The following is a 14,648-nucleotide window of genomic DNA, read 5'->3' as shown; positions in this document are numbered from 1 at the left end:
GTCAGCATTCGTGAGGCTGTCCGGTTCAAGTTCCGAACCCACCGAGACAGGAGCAACACCATGAAGCACCGCATCGTCGTCCTCGGAGCCGGGTACGCCGGAGCCACCGCCGCCGGCCGCCTGGCCAAGCGACTGCACCGCGACGACGTCGAGATCACTCTGGTCAACGCCGATCCCGACTTCGTCGAACGGGTGCGCATGCACCAGCTCGCCACCGGGCAGGACCTGCCGGTCCGCCCACTGCGGAAGATGTTCGCGGGCACCGGCGTTCAGGTGCGCATCGCATGGGTCGATTCGGTGGACGCGGACCGCAAGACCGTCGAACTGATCGGCGAGCAGGGGCCCGAGACCCTCGCCTACGACACACTCGTCTACGCCCTGGGCAGCACCGTCGCCGATTTCGGCGTCCCCGGCGTCGTCGAGCACGCCCACCAGGTGGCGAGCAAGCAGGCCGCGCTGCGGCTGCGGGAACGCCTGAACCAGCTGCGGGCGGACGAGACCGTGCTGATCGTGGGTGGCGGCCTGACCAGCATCGAGATCGCCACCGAGATCGCGGAGGCGCGCCCGGATCTGAAGGTCGCCATGGCCGCGCGCGGCGGTGTCGGCGACTGGCTCGACGAGAAGGCGCAGAGCCATCTGCGCGGCGCGTTCGAACGCTTCGGCATCACCGTCCACGAGCACGCCAACGTCACCCGGGTCACCGAAGATGGCGTGGCCACCGGGTCGGGCGCGGAGATCCTCGCGCAAATGACCGTCTGGACAGCGGGATTCGCCGTGCACCCGATCGCGGCCGCCAGCACGCTCACCGTCTCCGAGGCCGGGCGGATCGTCGTCGACGCCACCCAGCGCTCGGTCTCGCACCCGGACGTGTACGCCGTCGGCGATGCCGCGCACGCCGCGGGAGTGGGTGGCAAGACGCTGCGCATGGGCTGCGCCACCGCCTCCCCGATGGCCTGGCTGGGCGCCGACGCCATTGCCGCCCGGCTGACCGGACGCGAAGTCCCCGATGCCCCGATCGGCTACAACAGCCAGTGCATCAGCCTCGGCCGCCGCGATGCCATCGTGCAGAAGGTGACCAAGGAGGATCAGCCGACCTCGAAGGTCGACGTGGGCCGCAAGGCCGCCCGCGTGAAGGAACTGATCTGCTCGATCGTGGCCTGGAGCGTGCGGCACCCGACGTTCCTGGCGCCGAGCCGGCGTCGCCGGGTCGTCGAGACCGGCGTGGCGGCTGCGGCCGCGACCGTCTGAGCGCGGGTGCGGAACCGGCACAGGTCCGCCCCAGCCGCAACGAGCTGGGGCGGACCAGGATGCGGCAGACGATCAGTGCGCCTGCGCGGCACGTTGTTCTGCTGTGCGGGGCTGAACTAGGGTCGGAAGACTTTCCGCTGGATATGGCTATTCGCTGCTCTGGTCGCGGGCCTTGGCTTCATCCCGAATATGAAGCCGAGCAACGTCTTCCGGGCTGCCGCTGCGTATTCGGGGAGGGCTTACCACGACACCGACGCAGACCGCTGCCGGCAAGCCGACTACGACCGACCATCCGATGACCTGCCACATACTCATCCGCCCCGGCCCGGCGTCGCCTCCAGCGCTGCCCGGCCCCACTCGGTGATCTGCCAGCGGTTACGCCGCCCGCACGGCGCGATGAGCCCGTGGGTTGCCCACTGGGCCAGGGCATTCCGAGTGGCGCGACTGATTAGTCTGGCGTCGCGTTGGATTTGGGCCGCCGACAGTAAGCCGCCGGGCGCCGGCACCGACGGCACGGCGATTTCCGATCGCTTCACGCGCCGGCTCCGAATACCGCCCACCGTGCGAAGGATGTTCTCGGGCACGCCGTTTCGATGTCCGCGAGGGTCATCAGCCGGTTCAGTGTCACGAGGTCCAGGTGGTTGGGCGCCGGGGTGATCACAGCGTCGACATCTTCGGCTCGCACCGCGTCGACCAGGTTGAGCACGGTGTCGTCCGATAGCCAGATCAACTCGTATCCCAACCGTCGGGCCAGCCTCCGAACTTGGGCACGGTCCCAGTCCGGCGCGGCGCTGGTCTCGAAGTCGACCCATCCGAGCGCGGTCGGTTCATATCTCATCGCTGTGCCTCCCCTTTGCGATTGGTGAGCACTCGCCGCCGGGGAGGTGATGTGAGACAAGGCGTCGACCCAGCGGCGGGGCTGGTTATGAGCTTCGCTGCCAGCAAGTTCGGCGAGGGACAGACGAGGGACAGTTCGGCGCGGTGACGCGAACATCGATCTACGCTGGCCTTCATGGGACATGTAGGTCAGCGGATTGCAGCAGAGCGCAAGATTGCCGGTCTTGGGCAACGCCAGCTCGCCCTACGCGCCAGCTACTCGCTGTCGATGGTGAAAGCGGTTGAACAGGGCCGGGAAGTGGCAAGCCCCGGGTTCATCTCCGCCGTCGCCAAGGCGCTACGGATCACGCCTGAACAGTTGACCGGCGCGCCCTATGACGACGGCAAGCCGATGTCGGATGCGATCAACGACTTGTCGGTGCTGCTCACCGAGGGCCGTTACGCCCGTGCCACCGAACCGGGATCCGTCGAGGCACTGACCGCCGATCTGGCGGCGGCGCAGCAGCTCTACCGCAGCGACCGCACTCGCCAAACCATCGAGGTACTGCCTGCGTTGATCCGCCGAATACACGGTGCAGTCCGCGAAACATCGGGTGACGCAAAGGCATACGCCTACACCCTGTTGACTTCGGCCTATGTGTTGGCGGAATGGTCGGTACGGCGCACAGGGCACATGATGCTGGCGCTTCCCGCGCTGGATCTCGCGGACACGTACGCGCCCCTCGCTGATGATCTCCATTACGGTGCATTCTCGGCGCTGGCCCGCGCCCGCGTGCTCACCCACTACGGCGAATCAGGGGTCGCCGGGCAGCTCATCGACTTGGCCATCGGCGCCGCCGACTCTTCCCGCTCCGGAATGGTGCTCGCCGGATACTCGCACCTTGCTGGAGCGATCAATGCGGCGCGAAAACTCAACTACCCCAATGCTATTGCTCATATCGATGCCGCCAGAGAGTTCGCCGGTCAGACCGGCGAGACAGATCTTTATATGACCGCGTTCGGACCGTTGAACGTCGAAATCCACGCACATGCAATTGAACTCGAGGCGGGCGATCCGAATAAGTGCGCTGTGGAGGGTTCCATGCTCACATACTCGGCCGATGCGCCGCCGACGCGGGTAGCTCATCACTGGCACGACAACGCGCGGGCGTGGCTCATGTCCGGCAAGCCGGAGCGGGCGCTCGCGGCGCTCAACAAGGCTCGGGCAGCCGCGCCACAGCAGACCCGCTTGCATCCCTCGGTGCGCGAAACGCTGTATGGCATTGCAGCGGCCGAACGCCGACGCACCGACAGCTTGGCCGGGTTCGCATCCTGGGTCGGTGTCACGCTCTAACGGCGGCGGACTGGCACGATGAAACGGTGAACGACAACGGCCGATCCGTTCTGTACGCACTCGTAACCGGTGCACGTGTGGCCCGCGATGTAGGTGTGCTGGTGGACTTGGCCCACGCGGACGGATGGGACGTGTGCGTGGTCAGCTCCCCGGCCGGTCGCCGGTTCATCGACGCCGATGCCCTGGCGGCCAAGACCGGTCATCCTGTGCGCAGCGAATACAAAGACCCTGACGCACCTGACGCGCTACCCAAAGCGGAGGGGATGATCGTCGCGCCGATCACTTCGAACTCGTTGGCAAAGTGGGCTGCCGGGATCTCGGACACGTTGCCGCTCGGCCTACTGGTGGAAGCCGTCGGACTCCAGATGCCCGTTGTGGCAGTGCCGTTCGCGAATCGGGCACTTATGAGCTTTCCGCCGGTCGGAGAAGCCGTGCGGAAGCTATCCACATGGGGCGTAACGGTGCTGGCTGAGGATCCGCCGCATGAACCGAGATCCGGTGGTGACCACATGAGCCGGTTCCCCTGGGCGGCAGCATGGCAATCGTTACTCGATCACCCATGGCGGTCGGGAGAGCCGAACCGACCTTGACCTTCGGGCGATCCTGCCGAGGAGGCCCGATCCCTGGACGATCCGCTCGCCAACCTCGACAGGATGCCGGTTACAACCGGTGCACGCAGACCACGAATTGGCGTTGCTGGTAGACGATTCCGCGGTCGCTGGAGGAGCAGACGTTGACGTTTGTGGTGTTTTGTTTGATGTCTACGACGCGGACGGCGTTGGGTACGCCTTTGGTGTTGCAGTCGAGGCGCTTGGGGCTGTCTTTGTTCGGGTCCATGCAGCCGCCGATAACCCAGTCGATGTCGAGGCAGAGGGCGGCGCGGTTGATGCCGCGCAGGGTGTCGTTGAGGGAGCGGTCGGCGTCGCTGGGGCAGGCGGCGTTCTCGGGCGCCTTGTCGATGATCTTGTAGTTGGAGCTCGGGCCGCCGCAGGCGGTCTTGCCGAGGGTGGTGCTGTCGCCGCTGCCGCCGATCTCGACGCAGTCACCGACCTCGACCTTCAGACCGCCAGCGATCTTGTCGAAGGTGCTGCGGACGGCAGAGGTCGTCGGCGGCGCCTCGGTGGTCGTCAGGAGGTCGTCGGATGTCGGCGGTGCCGATGTCGTTGGCGCGGCGTCGTTCTGGGCCGCGGGGGAGGGCGCGCCGCCGGCGGACTTGTCGTTGCTCAGCGACATCGCGGCCACGGCCACAACGGCCGCCGCCAGCGCCGTCACCGCGATGAAGACCGTCAAGGTCACACCGGCACGGACACGTTGACGCGACACTGACGTCCTCCACGGGTGTTCGAACTCGTGCGCGCGGAGATCCGATAGTTCTCGCGCGCGCGGAGATCCGAAGTTGAATGTTGCATTTGGATTGAGCACGTCATGCCTACACCATCCGGTGTGTGCCCGTCGAGTCATCCCATTTTTGGGGATAGGCAAGATACCTGTCTGAAACGATCATGGGTCGGATGATTCGGTAACAATTGAATAACGATGGCCGCTGGGGGGTGTGCGAATTGCGGTGCGGGGCAACAAGCTACGTGGCGCTAGACGCGTCAACCGGCTACCGGGGCCGGTGCTTGCCAGAAGGAAACCTTGATGAAGTTCGGCATGCTCGCTGCCACGCTCTTGTCCGTCGCCGCCGTAGGAGTCGCGGCGGCAACCGCGAATGCGAAGCCGGTGGAAGTCGCCAAAGAGGAGTCGATCTCCGGCGTCGAGCAGGGAATCGGCTACCGCACGGTGCTTTCCGACGCCAAGGATGCCAAGGAAGTGCACCGGGTGATGACCACGGCCGTCGACAGCGGCAAGTTCGAACTCGCCGAGAACGGCACCAAGGTCCTGCTGAAGTCCGATGCCGGCGACGTGGTCGCCGAAGTCCCGCTGACCTACGAACTCTCCGGCACGCACCTGGCGGTCGACCAGGCGATCACCGATAACGGCCGAACCCTCGCTCTCACACCGAAACTGACCGCCAAGAACATCGGCGAGATGCAGCCGGTCAACTCCATGGCCCGCCTGACCGATGAAATCAACAAGAACATCGTCGGCATGGTCGTCGGCGGCGTGCTCGGCCTCATTATCGGCGCGATCGTCGGCGTCTTCTTCTTCAGCATCATCACCGGCCCGATCGGCGCGGTTGTCGGCGCGATCGCCGGTGGTTACATCATGGGCGGACAGTCGTTCATGGACGCCATGATGGCGGTCGTCAACGGCGAGCCGTGATCGATATCGGGCCGAACGTTGCCGGGCACGGTAATTGCCGACAGCCGCCATAGTCAGCGCGCGGCTTGCTGCGCCGGGCTGGCGCACATTCAGTGACTACCTCGCACAGGCTGAGTAGTCACTGAATGTGCGATGATTCGCGCAGCGCGCCGCGGGAAAGATCGTGCGGTCGATATGGTTGCGTGACTCGGGGATTCGCGCTTGCGCTGGTCTGCGGACAGCCGTCGGCAACCGTCGAGGCATTCGACCCGATACGGCCCGCTATCCACGCGCCATCCATCGCTGGACTACGAGACCACCCAACTCAGCGCTCGGCAGGCCCGTCGCCATCACGATGCTGGCGCGAGATGCGCCAGAGGAATTCGGGGTCGTCGTCCGGCCCCTTGATGCGCTTGCGTTGTGGTGAACGCGCGGTTGGCGCGCCCGGTCCGGTTTTCTCGGGGCCGAACGCCTTCCAGCACAACACCGCGACTGCCACAACTGCGATGAGTGCCAACAGGTACGTCACGTCGCTCACCTCCTGCTAACGAGGGTAGTCGCGTGCGTAGCCTTCGAACACTGCAGACGCGAAATTCACGTTGCCGGGTGGGCGCGGGCCCCTATACAGAACGGATCGCCATGGGCCCGCGCGGCCCGCGATCAGCGTGCGGTGGCCTCGGTGGTGAGCGACCTGAGCAGTTGGAGCACTTCGGACTCGCGGAACCGGCGGTGCCCGCCGGGTGTGCGGAGGGACCCGAGGCGCCCGGCGTGGGCCCAGCGCGTCACGGTCTTCGGATCGACGTGGAACATGGCGGCCACTTGGCCCGGTGTCAGCAGGGTGTCCTGGCCGCCGACGGTGATCGCAGTCATAGCAAACCTCTCCGTTCTCGACAGTTCCCTCATCAGATGGCGCCATCGTTGCACTGTGACCCCTAGGTACTCGAACCACCTACAGTTGGTAAAGGGGAAGTAATAGACAAAACGGATACGCGCCCGACCTCGGCAGGAGGTATCGCCGAGGGTGAGCCATAGCTTCGCATAGGCTGGATGACGTGAGTGAGGCAACTCCACCGAAAGGTGACCCAGGACAGCAAACAACTGGCACCGGCGCGCGGCTGGCCCGCAATCTGGCGCTGTACACGCTCGCCAGGCTGGGTCTGGTCGTCGTCATCACCGCCGTGATCATCGGCGCCGCCCGGCTCGTTTCGGTGGATATCCCACTGGTGGTCGCCGCTCTGTTCGCGTTGGTCATCGCGATGCCGCTGTCACTGACCCTTTTCAAAAAGTTGCGCACACGCGTCAACGAGGACATCGCGATCGTCGATGCCAAGCGCCGCCAGGACAAGGCGCAGCTGCGCGCTCGGCTGCGCGGCGACGACGGCCCGACCGGGTCGGCTTCGTGAAGTACTGCGATCGCAGCACTCCACGCGGCTGGGTCGACAATGCCGTGCGCCTCATCGAGGCCGACACCCAGCGCAGCGCCGACACTCACCTGATCCGGTACCCGTTGCCCTCGGCGTGGCGGGTCCAGCTGTATCTGAAGGACGAGTCCACGCACATCACCGGCAGCCTCAAGCATCGGCTGGCGCGGTCGCTGTTCCTGTACGCGATCTGCAACGGCTGGGTCACCGAGGGCACCACGGTGGTGGAGGCGTCTTCCGGTTCGACAGCGGTCAGCGAGGCGTACTTCGCCAAACTGCTCGGGCTCGATTTCGTCGCGGTGATGCCGGCGAGCACCTCGCCGCAGAAGATCGAATTGATCGAAGCCCAAGGTGGCCGTTGCCATTTCGTGCAGCGCCCGCCGGATATGTACACCGAGGCGGCCCGGCTGGCCGCCGAATGCGGTGGTCACTTCATGGATCAGTTCACCCACGCCGAGCGCGCCACCGACTGGCGCGGCAATAACAACATCGCCGAATCCATCTTCCAGCAAATGGAATTGGAGACCCATCCGGTGCCGGATTGGATCGTGGTCGGCGCGGGCACCGGCGGCACCAGCGCCACCATCGGCCGCTACATCCGCTACCACCGCTTTCCGTCGAAGCTGGCCGTGGTCGACCCGGAGAACTCCGCGTTCTATGGCGGCTACGAGACCGCCGACGCCGGGTACCAGACCGGAATGCCTTCGCGCATAGAGGGAATCGGCCGTCCGCGGGTGGAGCCGTCGTTCGTCGGTCAGGTGGTGGACCGGATGATCGAGGTCCCCGATGCCGCGTCGATCGCCACCGCCCGGCACGCGAGTCGCGTAATCGGCCGCCGCGTAGGCGGTTCCACCGGCACCAACCTGTGGGGCGCGTTCGCGCTCATTGCCGAGATGATCGCCGCCGGTCGTTCGGGCAGCGTGGTGACGCTGCTCTGCGATGGCGGAGATCGTTACGCCGGAACATATTTCGACGATGCGTGGGTCGAGGCGCAGGGCATGAGTCTCGCGGAACCCACCGCGATCCTGGACAAGTTCAACGCCACCGGAATCTGGTCCGGCTAGCCTCCGCACGCCTTCCCACAACCCCGTCATCCCGGCCGCAGCGCCGGGGCGGCGGGGTTTTCTCGTAGTGAACACCGCATCGTCAATTTTTGTTGACAACTCGCGATAATGTCAATCAAAATTGACGACATGACTGAGGCAACCACACTGGCGGCCGCCGCGGGCAGTCCCGACCCCAGGGTTGGGCTGCGCGCGGTGCTCGCACTGCGTCGGCTGCTCGAACGGCTGGAGGCGATCCAGGTGACCAATGCCCGCGAACAGGGCTGGTCCTGGCAGGCGATCGCGGAGGCGCTCGAGGTCAGCAAGCAGGCGGTCCACCAGAAATACAACCGGAGAGGCGGGCACCGCTGATGTTCGAACGGTTCAGCAGGACGGCGAAGACGGCGATCGTCATCGCCCAGGAAGACGCGCGGGAACTGCGCGCGCCCAGGATCGAGGTGGAGCATGTGCTGCTCGGTCTGTTGTCGCAGGGCGAGCCGGAATTGAAGACGCTGCTCGAGGAGTCCGGGCTCACCCACCGAGACGTGCTGGAAACCCTTGGCCAACAGGGCAAAGGCAAGCCGCTCGGCGCGGAGGACGCCGAGGCGCTGCGTTCGATCGGCATCGATCTGGATGCGGTGCGCGAGAGTCTGGAGGCTACCTTCGGCGAGGATGCGCTGGAACGGGCGGTGCCCGAGCAGCGACCCCGCTTCGGCCGCGACCGGAACTGGGGTCACATTCCGTTCACCAGGGATGCCAAGAAGGTGGTGGAGCTGGGACTGCGAGAAGCGCTGGCCCGCAAGGAAAAGACCATCGAAGCCGGGCATCTGCTGCTCGGTATTCTGCGCGCGCCCAATCCGACCACCACCCGAATCCTGGGCGGTCCGAAGGCGATCGATGCGCTGCGACCTAAGGTGCACGCGCTGCTCGACCGGGCCGCGTGAGGGGTCGGGCATGTGCGCGCCACCCGATTCGCGTTTTGTGGCAGCACATGCCCGCCCGTCGGGCCTAGCATCGACGCATGCAGCTTGTGATTCGGTTGATTATCAACGCCGTCGCCATCTGGTTGGCCGCCGCTTGGGTGGACAAGATCGAGATCTGGAGTCCAGAGGACAAGGGCAATGGCGGGAAAGTCATTGTCATCCTGGCCGTCGCGGTGGTGTTCACGGTGGTGAACGCGCTGGTCAAGCCGATCGTGAAACTTCTGTCACTGCCTCTGGTCATCGTGACCCTCGGTCTGTTCCTGCTGGTGATCAATGCGCTGATGCTGTGGCTCACCGCGAAGATCACCGAGACCACCGACTATGGCCTGCGTATCGACGGCTTCTGGGCCGCCGTATGGGGCGGCATCATCGTCGCGGTGGTCAACTGGATCCTCGGCGTCCTGGTACCGGACGGCGAGGACTAGCAGCTGCGGCGCGGGCGGCCTTCCCGGTCGCCCGCGCGGTACCGCTCCTATCCGGCGATTCCGAGCGCCAGCGCGGTAACCGCCGACCACACCAAAAGCGCAAGCCCCGAATCGCGCAAGGCCGGAATCAACTCCAGCCCACCCTTACCGGAGCGCACCGGCGCATTGGCGCGCACCGCAAGCGGCACCGCGACCAGTCCGACCAGTGCCCACGGCGTGCGGGCGACCAAGATCAGCGTGGCGATGAACGGCACCGCGAGCAGCGCCAGGTGCAGCGTGCGGGTGCGCGGATCGCCGAGTTTGACCGCGAGGGTGACCTTCCCGGATTCGGTATCGGTCGGGATATCGCGCAGATTATTGGCGACCAGCACCGCACTGGAGAACGCCCCGACCCCGACCGCGAGCACCAGGCCCGCCCATTCGATCCGCTCGGCCTGCACGAATTCGGTGCCGAGTACGCCGATCAGTCCGAAGAAGACGAATACCGCCAGCTCACCGAAGCCGCTGTAGCCGTAGGGCTTGCTGCCGCCGGTGTAGAACCAGGCCCCGGCCAGGCAGGCCGCGCCGATCAGCAGCAGCCACCACGCCGTCGCGATGACGAGCACCAGTCCGAAGACCGCGCCGAAGGCCAGGCTGATGATCGCCGCATTCTTTACCGCGGCGGGGGAGGCGAGCTTCTGCCCGACCAGCCGCAGCGGACCGACGCGCACGTCATCGGTGCCGCGGATGCCGTCGGAGTAGTCGTTGGCGTAATTGACCCCGATGATCAGGGCCAGCGAAACGAGCAGCGCGAGAACGGCTTTCCACCACACCGCGCCATCGATGGAGGCGGCGGCACCGGTTCCGGCGAGGACAGGGGCGATCGCGTTCGGCAGGGTACGGGGCCGTGCGCCCTCGATCCATTGCGCTGCTGTAGCCATGTTCGCAGCCTAGTGTGCTGCGGCGGCTCAGTCCGCTCGGGCGGTTCAGTTGGCTTCGGCGGCCGCCTTCAACCGGCCGAGGCCCTTCTCGAAGTCCTTGCCGATCATGTTGTCGATCGGGAACACCTTCCCGATCAGTCCCATCAGGCCCTGATGCTGTCCGGTCATCCGCCACACCACCTCGGTGCCGCCGTCGACGGGGTTCAGCTCGAAGGTCGTCTTATTGACGGCCTTGAACGGCTTCTCGAAGGCCAGCCGAATGTCGATTTCCCGGGCGTCGCTCAAGGTGATCTCCATACTGCCGCGACCGGCTCTGCGGTTGCCGTCCCAGGCGTACTGGGCGCCCACTCCGACGTCCGGCCCGGAGTACTTCCGCTGCAGCCGCGGATCGACATCCTCCCAGGGCGACCATTTGGTCCACTCGTGGAAGTTATCGATCAGCCCATGAATGCGCGCCGGCTCGGCCGCGATCACGGCCTGCCGAACGATTTCGAACTCAGCCATGAGGCTCAGCCTAAGTGACGCAGAGCTCGGAACAGGGGAGAAAAACCATGTCAGCCCGGCGGGCACTGCTCGCATACGATAACCACGGAATGTTTCCCGATCAGAGCGGCCCGAACGGCCGAAGTCAGACCTTGACGACGCCCGCAGGCGAATCGGTCGTAGTGGCCCTGCTGGGCGAAATCGCGCTACGCCGAGACGGCGCGCTCGCGGCGCTACCCGGGGCGAGGTCGCGGCTGCTGTTGGCGGCACTGGCCCTGCGCCCCGGACGCAGCCGCAGCGCCCAGGCGCTGATCGATGAGGTGTGGGGTGAGCAGCCGCCGCGAGCGCCGATGAACGCGCTGCACACCCAGGTGTCGCGGCTGCGATCCGCGCTGCCGGACGCGGCGCTGGAAATCGGCCCGGCCGGGTACCGCCTCACCTTGACCGCCGATCAGGTCGATTTGACCTTGGCCGACGAACTGGTGCGCGCGGCCCGCGCCAGACAGGCCGATGGTGACCACGCCGCTTGTGTGAGCGTGGTCGCACAGGCCAGATCGCTCTGGCGCGGCGAGCCCGGTGCCGATCTCCAGGCAGGTGAACTGGCCGACGAACTGCGCACCGCGGCCGCGGACCGGTTGTCCGAGCTGGCGGCGATCGAGGTCGCGGCCCGGGTCGCCGGCGGCGATCTCGACGGCGCGGTGGCGATCACACGCCGGACTGCTGCCGCCAATCCGTTGGACGAGGTCGCCCATGCCACCTTGATGCGGTTGCTCGCCGCGGCGGGGCGGCCGAACGAAGCATTGGATGTCTTCGTATCGATACGCGGGCGGCTGATCGAAGAACTCGGCGCGGATCCCGGTCCGGCACTGGTGCAGCTGAATACCGCCATCCTGCGCGGTGATCCGGTGCCCGGATTCGCGCCGCGGGCCGATCGTGCCGGGCTGGTCTCGAATCCGGTAAGTCCGACCTCCTTTGCGACTCAGGCCGCTCCAGGTGGTCCAGCCGTCCACGATTCGGCTGTCCACGATTCGGCTGTCCACGATTCGGCTGGGCGTGATCGGGCTGGGCATGATTCGACCGGGCCGGATTCGACCGCACGGGATTCGATTGGCCGCGTGCCGGATTCGACAGTCGTCGCGCCGCCGGGTGCCCTCTCCGCGATCGGCTTGCGCGCTGCCCCCAACGCCTTACTCGGCCGTGCCGCCGATCTGGACGCACTCGCGGAGCTAGTGCGCCGCTCCCGAGTGACGACCGTGCTCGGCCCCGGTGGCACCGGAAAGACCAGGGTGGCCAACGAATTGGGAACCCGGGTCGCCCACAGCGAATCGGTGGTACTGGTGGAGCTGGCTTCGGTGCGTGCCGATACGGCCGCCGACGCCGATCCGCGCGCCGATATCGAGGCCGCGATCAGCACCACGCTCGGCCTCGGCGAGATTGTCCGGGATACGGCGTGGCGGCGGTCCACCGGCTACAGCGATGCCAGTAGACGACTGCGCGATGCGCTGGGCACCCGCCCGACGCTGCTGATACTGGACAACTGCGAACATCTGATCGACGCGGTCGCCGAAGTGGTCGCTGATCTGGTCGGCAGCTGCGACCAACTCAGCGTGCTCACCACCAGTCGGGCGCCACTGGCGATCACCGCGGAAACGGTTTATCCGCTGGCGCCCTTGGCAATCGACGCGGCCGGATCGCCCGCAACCGAGCTGTTCATGGCCAGATCGCGTGCGGTGCGGCCGACAGTGCGCCTGGATCCCGAAGTGGTGGCCCGGCTGTGCCGCACACTCGACGGGCTGCCGCTGGCCATCGAGCTCGCGGCCGCCCGCGTGCGGACCATGAGCGTCGAGGAAATCGAAACTCGCCTGGAACACCGATTCGCCCTGTTGCGCAGCGGAGATCGCTCCTCGCCGGAGCGGCACCGCACCTTGCACGCGGTCATCGCGTGGAGCTGGAATCTGCTCGAAGAGCCGCAGCAGATCGCGTTGCGCAGACTGTGCCGGTTTCCGGCCGGATTCACCCTCGCCGCCGCCGAAGTGGTCGCGGGCGGCCCTGATGTCGACGATGTGGCCGGGGCCGTGGACGGATTGGTCGGCCAGTCACTGCTGACCGTCCTCGACGACGATGAGGGCCTGATCGGCACGCGCTACCGGATGCTGGAAACGGTCCGCGAATTCGGTGAGGAACAGCTCGCGCTGACCGGATCCGATGCGGCGGCGGGCATTCGCGGCGCGGTCGACGAGCGGCCCATGGTGATGGATCGCATGTCGCGCTGGGCGCGTGACTATGCGGTCACGACTGTGCACCGCTACCTCACCGACGAGGTGGCCACCGTGCTCTCGGTCGGTGCGGAGCTCGACAACCTGGTCGCGGTGCTGCGATATGCCTTGGAGCGCAGGGACGCCCGCACCGTGTACCGGGTTTTCCCGGTTTTGGGGACGCTGTGGGTAATGCGCGGCGCGCATATGGAGCTGGGCGGTTGGGCACGGCGGATCCTCGGCTTGGCACCCGAGCCCGGCCCGGTGCGCGGCACGACCGCGGATCTCCAGCTGCTCGCGCACATGCTGATCGGCATGCACATGATGGTCCTCGGTGGCGAACTGCGTCAGATCGCGACACCGCGGGCGCGGATCCGTCGATTGCTCGGCACCGCCGTCGATCTCAGTAATGTGACACGCTTTCTCGGCGTCATAGCCTGCGGGAATTCCTCGGGCGCGGATTTGGCCAGATTGCTCACCGACGGTGCGCGGTCGCAGGACAACGTGGTTCGCGCCGCGGCGGTATTCCTACGCGCGAATATCAGGGAGAACGCGGGTGACGTCCATGGCTCCACCCGGGACGCGCTCGCGGGTCTGCGCCTGATCGAAGGCAGCGATATCTGGGGTACGGCAATGGTCACCCAGCATCTCGGGCAACTCGCCGGACAGACCGCGCACTACGCCGACGCGGTCGAGTACTACCGTCGAGCCGTGGAACTGCTGCGGGAGTTGCGCGCATACGAGGAAGCCGTGGAGATGCGCAGCTATCTCGCGGTGTCGCTGATCGGTGCGGGTCGGCTCGACGAGGCGCGGCGGGAATTGGGGTTGGCGCTCGGCGCACCGGATGGCGATCCGGCACATGGTTCTTCGATCGACGACCCGCAGATCCGCCGCAACCACCGCCTGGCTCCGGTGGTCATCGGGGTCGCGGAACTCGAACTGGCCGAGGGCGATATCGACGCCGGCATACGGCATTATCGTCGGGCGCTCGAGCTGTACGGCTGGCCCGATGACGGACCAGCGCCGGGGCCGGGCGCCCTGGTTACCGCGAGCGGAGCCGTGGACGCGCACGTGCTGTATGGGCGGCCGGAGGCGGCAGCGGATATCGCGCGCAATCTGATCCGCCTCGCGCCGGGCCGCCTCGGGCAGACCTACGATTTGCCGCAGATCGGTGCGGTGTCCTGCGCGATCGGCACGTTCCATCTCGCGCTTCGGCCGGACTCCGAGGTCGGTCTCGAACTGCTGTCGCTGGCCCCCAAAGTGATGGGGCGACAGGACAATCCGTCGGCCGAACTCGGACGGCACCTGCAACTGCATCGGGCGCGGGTCGGAGACGATCGGTTGGACGAGGCACTGCGCAGGGCCGCGGGATTCCCGCGGCGGCGAGCAGCGGCCAGGGTCCTCGAAATCCTGCGGGAACTATCCTGTGACGACGAAAATCGCGGTGGGTGACTTA

General features: G+C 66.4%; 16 protein-coding genes. 10 read left to right on the top strand and 6 right to left on the bottom strand.

What is annotated here, in order from left to right; all coding sequences use genetic code 11:
- The first annotated feature begins 60 nt into the window (after positions 1–60).
- Complete coding sequence (locus ACHQ4I_RS34755) at positions 61–1,248, top strand: NAD(P)/FAD-dependent oxidoreductase (RefSeq protein WP_420776138.1); 1,188 nt, start codon at positions 61–63, stop codon at positions 1,246–1,248.
- 532 nt (positions 1,249–1,780) lie between these two features.
- Here the strand turns inward: ACHQ4I_RS34755 and ACHQ4I_RS34750 are convergent.
- Positions 1,781–2,086, bottom strand: coding sequence for a hypothetical protein (locus ACHQ4I_RS34750; protein WP_420776137.1), 306 nt, complete (start codon positions 2,084–2,086; stop codon positions 1,781–1,783).
- 174 nt (positions 2,087–2,260) lie between these two features.
- Between ACHQ4I_RS34750 and ACHQ4I_RS34745 the strand changes: the two genes are divergently transcribed.
- Both ACHQ4I_RS34745 and ACHQ4I_RS34740 read left to right on the top strand, forming a co-directional pair.
- Positions 2,261–3,418, top strand: coding sequence for a helix-turn-helix domain-containing protein (locus ACHQ4I_RS34745; protein WP_420776136.1), 1,158 nt, complete (start codon positions 2,261–2,263; stop codon positions 3,416–3,418).
- 26 nt (positions 3,419–3,444) lie between these two features.
- Positions 3,445–4,008, top strand: coding sequence for a flavoprotein (locus tag ACHQ4I_RS34740; RefSeq protein WP_420776135.1), 564 nt, complete (start codon positions 3,445–3,447; stop codon positions 4,006–4,008).
- 70 nt (positions 4,009–4,078) lie between these two features.
- On the opposite strand, the gene lppU is transcribed toward ACHQ4I_RS34740, so the two are convergent.
- Complete coding sequence (gene lppU / locus ACHQ4I_RS34735) at positions 4,079–4,741, bottom strand: LppU family putative lipoprotein (protein WP_420776134.1); 663 nt, start codon at positions 4,739–4,741, stop codon at positions 4,079–4,081.
- Positions 4,742–5,059: 318 nt separating this feature from the next.
- Between lppU and ACHQ4I_RS34730 the strand changes: the two genes are divergently transcribed.
- A complete protein-coding gene (locus ACHQ4I_RS34730; RefSeq protein WP_420776133.1) occupies positions 5,060–5,683 on the top strand; it encodes a DUF8020 domain-containing protein in 624 nt (207 codons plus the stop codon).
- Positions 5,684–5,987: 304 nt separating this feature from the next.
- On the opposite strand, the gene ACHQ4I_RS34725 is transcribed toward ACHQ4I_RS34730, so the two are convergent.
- Together ACHQ4I_RS34725 and ACHQ4I_RS34720 are read right to left on the bottom strand one after the other, a co-directional pair.
- Complete coding sequence (locus tag ACHQ4I_RS34725) at positions 5,988–6,200, bottom strand: hypothetical protein (protein ID WP_476445414.1); 213 nt, start codon at positions 6,198–6,200, stop codon at positions 5,988–5,990.
- A 122-nt stretch (positions 6,201–6,322) separates the two neighbouring features.
- Positions 6,323–6,532 (bottom strand): BldC family transcriptional regulator, encoded by a 210-nt coding sequence (locus tag ACHQ4I_RS34720; RefSeq protein ID WP_330250627.1) that lies wholly within the window; start codon positions 6,530–6,532, stop codon positions 6,323–6,325.
- Positions 6,533–6,714: 182 nt separating this feature from the next.
- Between ACHQ4I_RS34720 and ACHQ4I_RS34715 the strand changes: the two genes are divergently transcribed.
- The 5 genes from ACHQ4I_RS34715 (at position 6,715) to ACHQ4I_RS34695 (ending at position 9,534) form a co-directional block, all read left to right on the top strand.
- Positions 6,715–7,065, top strand: a complete 351-nt coding sequence (locus tag ACHQ4I_RS34715; protein ID WP_420776132.1) for a DUF4229 domain-containing protein — start codon at positions 6,715–6,717, stop codon at positions 7,063–7,065.
- Complete coding sequence (cds1, locus tag ACHQ4I_RS34710) at positions 7,062–8,147, top strand: L-cysteine desulfhydrase Cds1 (RefSeq protein ID WP_420776131.1); 1,086 nt, start codon at positions 7,062–7,064, stop codon at positions 8,145–8,147. Before ACHQ4I_RS34715 ends, cds1 begins: the two co-directional genes overlap by 4 nt.
- A gap of 129 nt (positions 8,148–8,276) precedes the next feature.
- Complete coding sequence (locus tag ACHQ4I_RS34705; RefSeq protein ID WP_420776130.1) at positions 8,277–8,498, top strand: helix-turn-helix domain-containing protein; 222 nt, start codon at positions 8,277–8,279, stop codon at positions 8,496–8,498.
- Positions 8,498–9,070: a Clp protease N-terminal domain-containing protein gene (locus tag ACHQ4I_RS34700; protein ID WP_420776129.1), complete on the top strand. Its 573-nt coding sequence runs from the start codon at positions 8,498–8,500 to the stop codon at positions 9,068–9,070. Before ACHQ4I_RS34705 ends, ACHQ4I_RS34700 begins: the two co-directional genes overlap by 1 nt.
- A gap of 77 nt (positions 9,071–9,147) precedes the next feature.
- Positions 9,148–9,534, top strand: a complete 387-nt coding sequence (locus ACHQ4I_RS34695; protein WP_420776128.1) for a phage holin family protein — start codon at positions 9,148–9,150, stop codon at positions 9,532–9,534.
- A 47-nt stretch (positions 9,535–9,581) separates the two neighbouring features.
- Here ACHQ4I_RS34695 and ACHQ4I_RS34690 read toward each other — a convergent pair whose 3' ends face one another.
- Both ACHQ4I_RS34690 and ACHQ4I_RS34685 read right to left on the bottom strand, forming a co-directional pair.
- The gene (locus ACHQ4I_RS34690; protein ID WP_420776127.1) at positions 9,582–10,454 is read right to left on the bottom strand and encodes a 1,4-dihydroxy-2-naphthoate polyprenyltransferase; all 873 of its coding nucleotides are present in this window, start codon (positions 10,452–10,454) and stop codon (positions 9,582–9,584) included.
- A gap of 45 nt (positions 10,455–10,499) precedes the next feature.
- The gene (locus ACHQ4I_RS34685; protein ID WP_420776126.1) at positions 10,500–10,958 is read right to left on the bottom strand and encodes an SRPBCC family protein; all 459 of its coding nucleotides are present in this window, start codon (positions 10,956–10,958) and stop codon (positions 10,500–10,502) included.
- Between the two features lie 47 nt (positions 10,959–11,005).
- Between ACHQ4I_RS34685 and ACHQ4I_RS34680 the strand changes: the two genes are divergently transcribed.
- On the top strand, positions 11,006–14,644 hold the full coding sequence (locus tag ACHQ4I_RS34680) for an AfsR/SARP family transcriptional regulator (protein WP_420776125.1): 3,639 nt from the start codon (positions 11,006–11,008) through the stop codon (positions 14,642–14,644).
- The last annotated feature ends 4 nt before the right edge of the window (positions 14,645–14,648 follow it).

It is taken from the genome of Nocardia nepalensis (assembly GCF_048910785.1).
GTDB lineage: Bacteria > Actinomycetota > Actinomycetes > Mycobacteriales > Mycobacteriaceae > Nocardia > Nocardia nepalensis.
This window is presented reverse-complemented; position numbering and strand designations above follow the sequence as displayed.

What these genes read in the sequence shown, in the direction of transcription:
- ACHQ4I_RS34755 (WP_420776138.1), top strand. Translation starts at nt 61, where the DNA reads ATGAAGCACCGCATCGTCGTCCTCGGAGCCGGGTACGCCGGAGCCACC.
- ACHQ4I_RS34750 (WP_420776137.1), bottom strand. Translation starts at nt 2,086, where the DNA reads ATGAGATATGAACCGACCGCGCTCGGATGGGTCGACTTCGAGACCAGC.
- ACHQ4I_RS34745 (WP_420776136.1), top strand. Translation starts at nt 2,261, where the DNA reads ATGGGACATGTAGGTCAGCGGATTGCAGCAGAGCGCAAGATTGCCGGT.
- ACHQ4I_RS34730 (WP_420776133.1), top strand. Translation starts at nt 5,060, where the DNA reads ATGAAGTTCGGCATGCTCGCTGCCACGCTCTTGTCCGTCGCCGCCGTA.
- ACHQ4I_RS34720 (WP_330250627.1), bottom strand. Translation starts at nt 6,532, where the DNA reads ATGACTGCGATCACCGTCGGCGGCCAGGACACCCTGCTGACACCGGGC.
- ACHQ4I_RS34705 (WP_420776130.1), top strand. Translation starts at nt 8,277, where the DNA reads ATGACTGAGGCAACCACACTGGCGGCCGCCGCGGGCAGTCCCGACCCC.
- ACHQ4I_RS34700 (WP_420776129.1), top strand. Translation starts at nt 8,498, where the DNA reads ATGTTCGAACGGTTCAGCAGGACGGCGAAGACGGCGATCGTCATCGCC.
- ACHQ4I_RS34695 (WP_420776128.1), top strand. Translation starts at nt 9,148, where the DNA reads ATGCAGCTTGTGATTCGGTTGATTATCAACGCCGTCGCCATCTGGTTG.
- ACHQ4I_RS34690 (WP_420776127.1), bottom strand. Translation starts at nt 10,454, where the DNA reads ATGGCTACAGCAGCGCAATGGATCGAGGGCGCACGGCCCCGTACCCTG.
- ACHQ4I_RS34685 (WP_420776126.1), bottom strand. Translation starts at nt 10,958, where the DNA reads ATGGCTGAGTTCGAAATCGTTCGGCAGGCCGTGATCGCGGCCGAGCCG.
- ACHQ4I_RS34680 (WP_420776125.1), top strand. Translation starts at nt 11,006, where the DNA reads ATGTCAGCCCGGCGGGCACTGCTCGCATACGATAACCACGGAATGTTT.